The organism is Arcicella aurantiaca (assembly GCF_003148625.1).
GTDB classification, from domain to species: domain Bacteria; phylum Bacteroidota; class Bacteroidia; order Cytophagales; family Spirosomataceae; genus Arcicella; species Arcicella aurantiaca.
In genome coordinates this window covers 48701-61456 of the sequence record NZ_QGGO01000033.1, presented here as the reverse complement: position 1 = coordinate 61456, position 12756 = coordinate 48701, and the positions used below count along the sequence as shown (strand labels likewise).

The window sequence follows — 12756 nt, the reverse complement described above, 5'->3', positions numbered from 1 at the left end:
TATAAGGTAGGTTGCATACGTGTTACGCACCCGTGCGCCACTATGTATTGCTACACCGTTCGACTTGCATGTATTAGGCCTGCCGCTAGCGTTCATCCTGAGCCAGGATCAAACTCTCCATTGTAAATATCTATAAAATGAAGTTGCTCTTTCATGCTCTCTTTTTAATAAAGAAACATAACTACAACTCCTGTTTTTGAATAAAGTTAATATTCTCTCTTCCTATCAATATCTCAAAGAACTCTTATAATTTTAACCTCTAGCAGTCAAAATCTATGTGGCTAAATAAACCTTTTTATATACTCGCCCCGTCGTTTCGGAGTGCAAAGTTGCACCTTTTATTTTAAAACAACAAATTATATTTGAAAAAATATCCGAAAATTATTTGTAAAAAATATACAAAAACCTGAAAACCAAATATTTACACCAAATAAAAAATAACAAAAAAATTAACCCATAAAATCAATCATTTCCCCCTATAAAAAAATAATTAAAAAATATATCAAAATAATTATAACACAAAAGTCACGAATATCTCTATATCCGTGACCTTGTGTATATGAGAGAATATCTAATAAACTAAATTACTTATTTATTCAGATAGAAATGGGTATTTGTAATCAACTGGTGAAACGAATGTCTCTTTGATTGTTCTCGGAGAAACCCATCTCAATAAATTAAGCATTGAACCTGCTTTATCATTTGTACCTGAAGCCCTTGCTCCGCCAAAAGGTTGTTGTCCTACTACGGCTCCTGTTGGTTTATCATTGATATAAAAATTACCCGCTGCATTCACGAGTTTTTTATTGGCAATTTCTAAGGCATATCTGTCTTGTGAGAAAACTGCTCCTGTCAGGGCATATTCAGAAGTTGAATCAACAAGTTCTAATGTTTCTTCGTATTTGTCTTCATCGTAAACATATATTGTAAGAACCGGTCCAAAGATTTCTTCACACATGGTTGTGTAGCGTGGGTCTTGCGTCAAAATAATCGTTGGTTCGATAAAATACCCTTTCGATTTATCAAAATTTCCTCCTGCGAAGATTTCTACTTTATCAGAAGCTTTAGCTTGTTGGATATAATTCGCAATTTTGTCAAAAGCTTTTTCATCAATTACGGCATTTACAAAATTTGAAAAGTCTTCTGTACCACCCATTTTAATCTCATTCAAAAACTGAGTAACGTATTCAGATGTTTCTTTCCAAAGGTTACTTGGGATATATGCACGAGAAGCCGCCGAACATTTTTGTCCTTGATATTCAAATGCACCTCTTACCAGACCTACTGCCAATGCTTTTGGGTCTGCTGATTTATGAGCAATGATAAAATCTTTTCCTCCTGTTTCTCCTACGATTCTTGGATAGGTTTTATAAAGGTGAATATTTTCTCCAATGGTTTTCCAAATGTGTTGAAATACTTTGGTACTTCCTGTAAAGTGAACGCCTGCAAATTGAGGGTGTTTGAAAACAATATCGCCAGTCATTGGTCCGTCTGTATAAATCAAATTAATTACGCCATCTGGAAGTCCTGCCTCTTTCAAGACTTTCATTAAGACATTGGCAGAATAAATTTGTTGCGGAGATGGTTTCCAAACCACAACATTTCCCATTAGAGCGGCAGATGCGGGTAGATTTCCTGCAATGGCGGTGAAATTGAATGGTGTAACGGCAAATACAAACCCTTCTAAGGGACGATGTTCGAGGCGATTCCAAACGCCATCCGAAGATTCAGGTTGTTGTGCATATATCTGTGAAGCAAAATGAGCATTGAAACGGAGGAAGTCAATCCATTCACAAGCGGAATCAATTTCAGCTTGGTAGGCATTTTTTGATTGCCCTAACATGGTTGAAGCGTTTAGCTCCATTCGGTATTTTGTGGCAGAAAGGTCAGCGGCTTTTAAGAAAATAGCTACACGATTTTCCCAAGGTAAATTTGCCCATTGTTCACGAGCAGCTAATGACGTGGCAATCGCTTGATGAACATGAGACTCATCACCTTCGTGATAATAACCCAAAATATGCTGATGGTCGTGTGGGCAAGTTAAAGGTAATTTTTTATTGGTTCTTACCTCTTTTGAACCGATATACATGGGTACATCTGCTACGGAATTACGCATTTCAGCCAATTTTGCTTTGAGGGCTTCACGCTGTGGCGTATTTGGAGCGTAAGAATTGATTGGCTCATTTTGAGGTTTCGGGACATTAAAGAATCCTGTTGACATTTGATGAAGTTTTTAGTTTGGTGTAAAATTAATCAAATTGTGTGGAATTGTTACTTATCTGTCCAAGTTACAAACTTGAAGCAGTGCTACCGAACACCATCCACAGGACGGAGTGGATTCTACCAACGAAGGAAAAAGGAAAGAACCATATGGGGGTTAAAACAATGCCCTTAATAAGCCATAAAGTAAAAATGCAAAAACTATTTTGTTAAAAAAAACATAAGAAATTATGCTGAAAAATATTGTACAGGACAATATTCCAATGAGTTTACTTAATATTATTTTAAGAGAATTTATACTTCTTAAAATTGTGTATACTAAATAAATATAGACAATGAAATAGACCGCAATTCCGAATATTGTCACTGTGAAAAAATATAGTATAATTACTAAAATGGAGAAACGTAAGAATTCCTCCCTTACTATTTGCCTAAACATAAAATAGAGTTTACAAAGTCTTATCAATCCAATAAAAAACCTCCTTCCTTGGCTGGTGAAAGCAAAAACTCGAACATATTGACTATCATAAAATTAATATTTAAAATCTTTCCATAAAATGAGTCAAAAAACCAAAATCATATCTTCGACCAGCCACGAAATGAACCTCAAAATTCAAAATATGGGAATATCTTGTCCAATGTTTTGGCATCTAACAATTTAATATTTTCAAAATCTTTACGACTCGAAAAATTACCGTGTTGTTGTCGATAGGCAATAACCGACTTAGCAACATAAGGACGAATATAGTAATGCTTAAACTCCTCCCCAGTGACTTCGTTGATTTTGATTTTGCGAAGCGGTGGATTTTTAATTGTTCCGTATTTTAAAACCTCATCCACAACGGTTGAATCTAATCCGTAAACTTCTCTTACTTGATTTTCTGAATAAAATCCGCCAAGCATATCTCGGTATTTAATTATTCTCGCAGAAAGTTTTGAGCCAATTCCTTTAATCTTTTTCAAATCATTGGTGTCAGCACGATTTAAGTCGAAGGTAATTGGTTTAAAAGATTCTTTAGTTGGTAAACTTGCCACAGGTTTTGATTCAACCGAAAAATCAGTTTTTGTATTTGTAGGAAACGGTTTTCCTGTTTTATCGGGCAAAGTGATGTATGGCTCTAATTTTGAATAAAGGTCAGTTGGAAAATCATAAATTCTTTGTAAATCCTCCTTTTTACGGAATTGCCCACCTTTTGAACGATAATTGATAATTCTTTTTGCCATCCATGAAGCAATACCTAATTGTTCTAATTGTTCTTGCGAGGCAACATTTGGGTCGAAGGGAGCTAATTTGAAAACACGATTTTCAGCGTATTCTTTGTCCGATTTTTCATACTGATTATTAAATCGGTCTTGATATGTTTCTTTTTTAGCCGATTCTTTGATTTCAATTTTTGCCATCATCTCCTCCACTTTTTTTGGGTCGATGGTATTGGCATTGGAGGTTTTATCAGGAAGAAAATCAAAAATAAAAATGGAGATTATAAAAATGACAATGAGAATAATAAGAAACATGAAGCCTTTTATTTCGGTGTTATTAAAGGCAAAATAGTCACGTAGATAGTAGCGTAATTTTTTGAACATGGTGTTTTTTTGTTTTTTTGATGGTTGTCGAACAGTTTTAAATTAATTTTGTGGCATTAAATTAGTGTTTTTTAATTATTTATGTGTCTGTGGATTACAAAATTCTGACATGAATTATCCACAAAATTTCTTTTTGAACCAAAAAATTACAACATGATACTTTACAGCACCAATCATCAAAGTCCCGATGTGCAATTGGAAGAGGCAGTTTTCAGAGGATTACCACCTGACAATGGTTTATATATGCCTCATGTAATTCCGACCTTACCAACTTCATTTTTTGATAACATTGAAAAAATGTCGATAACTGATATTGCTTTTGAGGTTTCAAAAGCATTATTGGGTGACGAAATTTCGGAAGAGGATTTGAAAATGATTGTAAATCGTGCGATTGATTTTGATGCTCCCGTTGTAGAAATTGAAAAAGACACTTACGTTTTAGAGTTATTTCACGGACCTTCAATGGCATTTAAGGATTTCGGAGCGAGATTCATGGCTTCGTTAATGTCCTATTTTTTACAGAAATCTCAAAAAGATATTCATATTTTGGTGGCTACTTCTGGCGATACAGGTGGTGCGGTTGCCCAAGGATTTTATAAAACTCCAGGAATTAAGGTTACAATTTTATACCCAACAGGTAAAGTTTCGGACATTCAAGAGAAACAATTAACCACTTTGGGAGAAAATGTAACGGCTTTAGAAGTTGACGGAACATTTGATGATTGTCAGGCTTTGGTAAAAGCAGCGTTTTTGGATTCAGAATTATCTTCAAAATTCAATTTAGCCTCTGCCAATTCGATTAATATTAGTCGTTTGATTCCTCAATCTTTCTATTATTTCAATGCTTTTGCAGAATTGAAAAGAGCTGGAAATACCAAACCTGTTGTTTTCTGTGTGCCAAGTGGCAATTTTGGAAACCTTTCAGCTGGACTAATTGCTCAAAGAATGGGATTACCAGTGAAAATGTTTGTGGCAGCAACAAACGTAAATAATGTCGTTCCAGAATATTTGAAAACAGGTATTTATCAGCCAAAACCATCGCAAGAAACCATTTCAAATGCCATGGATGTGGGAAATCCTTCAAACTTTATCCGTATGCGTTTGTTGGCGGGTGATGCACACCAAGAGGTAGTAACACACATTACAGGAGATTTTAGTGATGATACAGATACTCGTAAGGCAATGAAAGACGTTTTTGACCGTACAGGATATGTGATGTGTCCTCACACTGCGGTTGCTTATTTAGGTTTGAAATCTTATACTGATACGTTAAACGAAGAAGTTGCAGGCGTTTTATTATCAACGGCACATTATGCTAAATTTTTAGATGTGGTTGAAGATACTTTAGGAACTTCGGTTGAAGTCCCTGAGCGTTTATCAGCTTTATTGTCGAAAGAAAAGGTATCTATTTTGATGACGAAGGACTTTGCGGATTTTAAAGCTTATTTGTTGAAATAGTAAGTGTTTAAAATCTTAAAAAAAAGCCGAGAGATTAAATCTTTCGGCTTTTTTTTATACGTTTTTCTCAAGAATGTTTATTCATACATTCCTTCAATTAAATTTTTATACTTGCTGTGAATAACTTTTCGTTTCAATTTTAGCGTTGGTGTTAATTCTCCGTTATCAATTGTGAATAAACATGGCAGTAATTCTACTTTCTTTACCTGTTCATATTGAGCAATGTTTTTCATTAATCCTTTTACCTCTTCGTCAAATTTTTCTTTGACTTTCGGATTTTTAATCATTTGAGCATCGTCCGAATATTCGATTCCACTTCTTGAACACCAATCTTTCAAGGCATTAAATTCTGGTACTAATAATGCTGATGGGAATTTTTGCCCTTCTCCTACCACAATTGCCTGTTCAATAAGCACTGATTCTTTCAATTTATTTTCTACCAATTGAGGTGCCACGTATTTTCCACCTGACGTTTTAAAGATTTCTTTTTTACGGTCGGTGATTTTCAAATATTTTCCTTCAGAAAGTTCTCCTATATCTCCTGTATGAAACCAACCATCTGCATCAATTGCCTCCGCAGTGGCTTGTGGCTTTTTATAGTAACCTTTCATAATTGAAGGTCCTTTTACACAAATTTCACCGTCTTCAGCAATTTTAAGCTCAACATTGGGCAGAATTGTTCCTACACAACCAATTCTAAAATCTGTCAGAATACTTGCTGAAATAACTGGCGATGTTTCTGTAAGTCCATACCCTTCAGCGATTGGAATACCCGCCGCCCAAAAAATGCGTGAAAGTCGTGGTTGAAGAGCTGCTGAACCCGAAGCAACCAATTTAATATTTCCGCCCAAAGCTTCCTGCCATTTGCTAAAAATGAGTTTTCTGGCAATTTTCAATTGAGTATCATACCACCAACCCATTGGTTTCATTGGGTCGTATTTCAGACCTAAATTTAATGCCCAAAAGAATAATTGCTTTTTGATTCCCGACAATTCGTACCCTTTGGCTACAATTTTATCATAAACTTTCTCTAAAAGTCTTGGAACGGTAGCAAAAACATGAGGTTTTACTTCTTTCAAATTATCCGCAATGGTTTCCATACTTTCAGCATAGTAAATAGAAACGCCATTGTACATGTACACATAAATATCTGTACGCTCGTAGATGTGACATAAAGGTAGAAAACTTAAAGCTTTATCCTCAGGAAGTAAATCCAAAGCCTTTGCTTCAACCAATCCATCAATATTTGAAACAATATTGTCATGGGTCAACATTACACCTTTAGGTTGTCCTGTTGTTCCAGAAGTATAAATTAACGTTAATAAATCTTCTGGCTTTACTGCATCCTTATATGGTTGGAGTTGAGCATTATCCTCACCATTAGCTAAGTCCGTAACTTCTGACCAATTATTTGCTCCTTTAATTTTATCAAATGTGTAAATTCCTTGGATACCTTCCAATGATTCTGTTGCCTGTTTTACCTTATTCAATAAATTTGAATCCGCAACAAATATGAATTTTACCTCCGCATCACTGAAAATGTAACGATAGTCTTCAATGGTAATAGTTGGATACATCGGAACAGACACTGCTCCCAATTGTTGTACACCTAATTCTATAAAATTCCATTCGGGTCTGTTTGGTGAAATAATGGCAATTTTATCATCTTTCTGAACTCCTAATTTTAATAACCCAATGCTTACTTTATCAACAATCTCAATTACTTCGGTAGCACTATACTTTTTCCATTCGCCGTTTACTTTATTGGCAAATGCGTCATTTTTATTTACTGGCAAAACACAATGTTCCAGCAAATCAAAAACTCTTGTGATGTTTGGGTTACTTTTCATAAAATGATTTATACAATGTTGACAATTTCTTCTTTAAATACAAATTTTAGTTTTTTTAGTTCTAAAATATATTTGGCAAATATATACTTTTACTTGAAATGAAATAGTATGCAAGCATAATTATTTATCACTTTTTTTATTTTTCATCTTTATTATAATCTCTTTACAGTCTGACTATCAAACACTTACAACCATTAAGATTTTTAACATTAAGAATTATTCTTTTTGAAATTTCAACAAAAAAGCCCAGTCTTTCGACTGAGCCTTTCATTAATCTTCCTCCTCATCCTCACTTATTATTTTTATTATTTCCTTTTTTCCATCTGAAAAAATATAGGAGAGCTGTATTTCTGCCCTATCGTCATCATCTCTTAAAATGAATTCTCCGTTTTTAGTGGTTTTGTCATTGATAAATTGTCCTTCGTATCGTTCTCCATTTGGGAAATAATATGTTCCGCTACCTTGTCGCTTTCCAAGTACATATTCTCCCACATACATTTTCTGACCGTTTGCGTAATAATGTGTTCCGAAGCCGTCTCGTTTTCCATTTCTCCAACCTCCTTTATAACTTCCTTGCGTTGGGTGAACATAGTAACCGTCTCCATTTGAACAATCTCCAGCAATACATCCTGTTTTAGTTATGGTTGATATATTCTCGATTTCAATATTATTCTCGATAATTTCAGGTTTACGTTGATAAACTTTCGTTTCTGGTTGAATAACTACTTTACTTTCTGTTCGTGGCGGAGCGTTTGTTGGTAATTTTTGTGGAATTGTGGATAACTTCGGATGAAGACTTTCTGCTTCTTTCCAGCCTTTTTCAATGGCATCTAATCTCTGAGAGCGTGGAGGGTGAGTTGTTGTAACAAACTCTCCTTGAAAATGTTTCATTGCTTCTTGTGACTGTGCAAGGTTCGCTCCCATTTCGTGTAACCAAAATCCTGAGAAATAATCTGCTTCCAATTCTTTATCTGGACGACTTCCTGTTCCATCAATCGTATGAAAGTTGGCGTGATGTCCAATTTCGTGTGCTAAAATCGAAACTGCTGCCCAGTCGGTACGAGTTGTCTCTTCTACTCTATTCAAAAAAGCGTTATCATAAATAATATATGGTTGTCCTTCAATGACCGTAGCAAAACAGTTATCGGTATTTGAGCATTGCATAACTCTGAACTTGCTTTGTACCTGCCCCATTTTCTTGGCGAACTGTCCAATCACTTGTTCGGCATGGCTATCAGAAACAAATCCTTGCATTTGTGGACAAATCTCTTGTGGCGAGATATTTCTTCCAAAATAATTACAGGCAAAAATCTTCTTAGCGTTTTTTTGTTGACTATATGAGTGGTTTATCAACGAAAAAATAATCAGGAATGATAATAATGGGCTTTTCATGTGGATAAATTTACTTGAATGTGGATAATTCCTAAAATTCAATCAATGTTTTACAAGTAAATTTTTATCATGCAGTTTTAGGATTGGGTTATCAACAAAAAACCGCAAGTTTGAAAACCTGCGGTTTGAATTTATTACGAAAATGTTAATTAGTTTATTGTATCCCCTCTTAAATTTCTAAATCTTTTTCTTGCTTCAGCTCCATAAATACTTCCTGGATATTTTGTCAACAATTCCTGATACAATTTCATTGCTTTTGCATGCTGATTGAGTTTTTCTTGGTAAGTCTTTGCCAAATGGTAAGTTGCGTCATCGCCTTTCAACTCAATCGGGAATTTTTGGATAATTGTTTCCAAATCTTTTACCCCTTTTTCCACATCACCTTGTTTTAAGTACGTCATGGCTCTTAGATAAATAATTTCATCTTCGAGTGGGTCGCCTTTAAAAGTTTTCTCCATTGCGTTCAAATTTGAGATTGCTTCTTCATTTCGATGTTGAAATAGTAAGAGTTCAGCATTTGAATAAGCTTTCATGGCTTGTTCTGTACTATCTGTTCCTGTATTTTCTTGAATCAACAAACTTAACTCCATAGCATCGTTGGCAATTTCTCTGGTTGTGGCTTGTTTCAAAATATCCAACACTTCTTTCGACAATTCAAAGTCTCCTCGAAAATACGCTAATTTGGCATTTCTCAATTTGGCATCATAACCAAGTGGGCTATCCTTCTCTGATTTTTCAACTTGTGAGTAAATCAGTGTTGCTTCCCAAGGCTCAGATTTTAGCAAGTAAATATCTCCTAAATCTAATTTGCATCGATCGATAAACTGTTGGTCGCCATTTGCCATTTTTATTGCCGACTCCAACACCGTTATTGCCGTATCTTTTTCATTTAGGTAAAACGCATAAAGTAAACCTTTACTTCTTACCGCTTCAAGTGTTTTTTGGTTTGTTCCCAACTCTTGTAACATTTTAGAATATTCGGTAATCAAGAGGCGAATGTCGTCCAAATTGATGGGATATACACTCTTGATAACCTCTTCTTTCGCATTTATCAACATTCGTCGCCAAAGTGAATAATTTTGATGACGTGGATATTCTTTTATCAAATATTCAAAAATCTTTCCTGAGTTAACGTAATCTTTATTTTGATGAGCTAAAAAGCCTAAATCTGTTACTTGAATTCCTTCTTTTCTGTATCTTCTATCCAAGGCTCTTGCTTGAACAAATGCTTTATAAATTTCTTTCTTTTGTATTAAGTGCCAAATCAATACCTCATTATAATAGACTTCGTCGGGGTACTTTTGAACTTTAGTATAAAGCACTTTTTCTAATTGTTCTATTTCCTTCTCATCTTTAAGTTCATCTTGAAGAATGGACTGAACCATTTCTTTATTTTCAGATACTAACCCAAACTTGAGGTACTCTTCAATCATTTGCGGAATTTTGCCTTCAATACGATACAACTTTGCCAATTGGACTGCGAACTTATCTTCTGATTTAAAAAATTCTCTTGTTTTTTCAATCGTCTGAATTGCCAATTCAAATTGTTGATTTTGGGAAAATTCAGTCACCAACTCCATTAAAGCATTATCATCAGATTTTACTTTTTCAATTGCTAAGTTGTACTGTTTTTGGGCTTCTTCTTTTTTTTCAGTCAACTCCAATAACCTCGCATAGTCTGTAATATATTTTGCATTTCCATCAGAAGACTTGATTTCCTTCTTTGCAAATTTTTCAGCTTCTTCCCATTCTTTCAATTTTATCAATGTTTGTAAATATGGCTTGTGAATAACTTTTGCGGTTTCTTTATTCTTTGCCAATTTTTGAAAAATAGTTTTTGCCTTTTCATATTCACCTGCCTTCAAATATTCCATACCCAATTCGGCATCTTGAGCAAAAGCTCCAAAAGACAAAATCAGCAAAAGAGCGAATCCAAAATTTTTCAAAAAAGTTTTCAACAACATTATATTATAATAAATCATTTTTTTTTATTTAAAATTTAAAAAGAAGAAAACTACTATATCTATTATACTGTGAATATGTGGATTAAGTTTGTGAAACTTATTTTTCACGGAATATATACTAAAACTTATTTTTTATCCACAGTTAAAATTGAGTTATCAACACATAACTATTTGATTTTAAATACTTTTAATATTGAATCACATATTTGTGTATAAGTATTATGATTTTATCAACGTTGTCCACAGCTACTTCATTGTGTGGTGAAATTGTATTTTGAGTCGTGATAAATCGAATACTTTTCCACGTTCCATTTCGAGCTATTTTAAAATCCACAATGCCTTCAAAAATATCCACACTTTTTTTGTTCAAAAACCATACCTTATCCACTTTCCCGCCTCTTGGTTTTCTTCATTTTTCCATGCTTATCCACAAAAGAAATTTCGGGATTCTATTTTTTATTTGAAATCATATACCTATTATATTATTCAATGGTGAAATCGTAGCCTGTCAGCTCAAAATTTTGCTTCAGTTTTATTTTGTCCTTCGTGATTTGTGTTTCTTCGGGAAGAATATTTTTTTCTACATCTCCACTATCCCAACGAGCGTTTCGATTTTCATCCACAATTAATCTCACATAATAAATACCCGCTTTTACAAAGGTGAATTCGTACTTTGAAATGTTGTCCAGTTTTTGAACCACCTCATATTTTTCATCAAGTAATTGAACGATAAAATTTTTCTTTTTCGGGTTTTTGATTTCCCCAGCAATTGTACCATAATTTTCCACATCTCGTATCGGGTGAATTGAAAGTGCATTATTAGTTGTATCATTTTCCACTGAAATAAATGTTCCTTTTTGCATTTTTACCCTCACCAATTCTTTTGGCTTTTTGGCATCAACCAAAATTTTCATTTCGGTTCTTTCCTTATTCCAACTAATATTTTTTTCGGTAATTGGCACTTTTACAATGGTATCATTTTCAAAAACTAATTTATTGAGGTCGAAACTTTTTATCGGTTTTGTAAATGTAAATGCGTAGCCTACTTCTTTCAAATCTATATCTTCATTATTGGAAGGTTTTATTTTCATTGAAAATTCATCTTTAACGCCATCATCTTTTTTACTTTTCACCTTAAATTTTACTTTTTGGTCATGCGTAAAAACTCTCTCTAATGAATCTGTCACCGAGATTTTTACCTTAATTGTATCCGTAGAATTATTGATTGTATTGAAAATTCTAATATTTCTATTATCCACTTGTTGATAAACCAAGCTATCTTTTTGATTATTGAAGTCTATTTTCACATTTTTTATTCCTCTATTATATTCAATTAGATAATAATTAGCTGTATTTCGGCTTTTTAGAACTTTAGTAAGCGTTTTATCCATTTTAGCCATTTTTATTTCCAAGTTATCCACATTGTTTTTCAAGTCGATTGTATCTTTTACAAATCCCATCAATTCTTTCGCTTCATCATAAAGTAGATTGCTATTATTATCTGTTATGGCATAAATACGATATTTTCCTGCTGCGATATTTTCAATATTAAATTTTCCCGAACTATCCGTTTTCATAAAATAGTAGGGTTTTATTTTTTTAGGATTTAAGGTATCTGTATAAACATAAAGACCAACGCTTACATCCATCATCGGTTTTTTATCAAGCGGGTTAATTACTTTTCCACTCACTTTCAAAGAATCGATTATATTTCCTGTACTAAAAACCAATCTAATATTTTTCGCAGGATTTCTCTCATTCATATCTTTAAAAGTATTTCTGAAATTAAAACTGTAAGTTGTATTTGCTTTGAAAGGTTTATCGAAAGTTAGTCTTGCTCCTTTTGGTAAGATTTTAGTTTCATAAGTTCCTTCCAAGTTTGGGGTAATTGATAATTGTTGTTGGATATTATCGACACTCACATATTCGTCAAATTGTAATTCGATTTGTTTCCCATTAAAATTCTTTGATTGATTTTGTGGAAAAACTTTTACTAAAACTGGTGCGAGCGTATCTTTTTTCCCTCCTGTTGGTGCTACAATTTGGGCACAACTCAAAAGCATTTCTGAAATTACTAATCCTAAAAAACTTATTAATACTATGTGTTTTAATCTCATGTTGATATGTTGAAAACTTTGTGGAAAATCAATGTTACTTTCCGTGAAACAATTTTGGAATTACTCTTTTATTCAAATTTGATAAAAAATCTCGGTTTATAGAAATCTTCGGGTATATACAAAAATAAACCCTCAATAGTTAATAACCATTGAGGGTTGTGGAAAAGTATG

At 33.6% G+C, this 12756-nt stretch carries 7 protein-coding genes and 1 rRNA gene; 1 reads left to right on the top strand and 7 read right to left on the bottom strand.

Annotation, left to right across the window (positions count from 1 at the left end; translation table 11 throughout):
• The 3 genes from LV89_RS21350 to LV89_RS21340 form a co-directional block, all read right to left on the bottom strand.
• Window positions 1-124, bottom strand: a 16S ribosomal RNA gene (locus LV89_RS21350); the annotation flags it as partial.
• 468 nt (window positions 125-592) lie between these two features.
• Entirely contained in the window at window positions 593-2221 is a 1629-nt protein-coding gene (gene pruA / locus LV89_RS21345) for an L-glutamate gamma-semialdehyde dehydrogenase (RefSeq protein WP_109744961.1), read from the bottom strand.
• Window positions 2222-2826: 605 nt separating this feature from the next.
• On the bottom strand, window positions 2827-3804 hold the full coding sequence (locus LV89_RS21340) for a ComEA family DNA-binding protein (RefSeq protein ID WP_109744960.1): 978 nt from the start codon (window positions 3802-3804) through the stop codon (window positions 2827-2829).
• 153 nt (window positions 3805-3957) lie between these two features.
• Between LV89_RS21340 and thrC the strand changes: the two genes are divergently transcribed.
• Window positions 3958-5262, top strand: coding sequence for a threonine synthase (gene thrC / locus LV89_RS21335; protein ID WP_109744959.1), 1305 nt, complete (start codon window positions 3958-3960; stop codon window positions 5260-5262).
• 77 nt (window positions 5263-5339) lie between these two features.
• Here the strand turns inward: thrC and LV89_RS21330 are convergent, their stop codons facing one another.
• The 4 genes from LV89_RS21330 to LV89_RS21315 all read right to left on the bottom strand — a co-directional run bounded on the left by LV89_RS21330 (window position 5340) and on the right by LV89_RS21315 (window position 12585).
• Window positions 5340-7112 (bottom strand): AMP-dependent synthetase/ligase, encoded by a 1773-nt coding sequence (locus LV89_RS21330; RefSeq protein ID WP_109744958.1) that lies wholly within the window; start codon window positions 7110-7112, stop codon window positions 5340-5342.
• Window positions 7113-7382: 270 nt separating this feature from the next.
• A complete protein-coding gene (locus LV89_RS21325; RefSeq protein ID WP_109744957.1) occupies window positions 7383-8504 on the bottom strand; it encodes a hypothetical protein in 1122 nt (373 codons plus the stop codon).
• Between the two features lie 149 nt (window positions 8505-8653).
• A complete protein-coding gene (locus LV89_RS21320) occupies window positions 8654-10486 on the bottom strand; it encodes a tetratricopeptide repeat protein (protein ID WP_229201571.1) in 1833 nt (610 codons plus the stop codon).
• 464 nt (window positions 10487-10950) lie between these two features.
• Window positions 10951-12585, bottom strand: a complete 1635-nt coding sequence (locus tag LV89_RS21315) for an Ig-like domain-containing domain (protein WP_109744955.1) — start codon at window positions 12583-12585, stop codon at window positions 10951-10953.
• Window positions 12586-12756 lie beyond the last annotated feature (171 nt).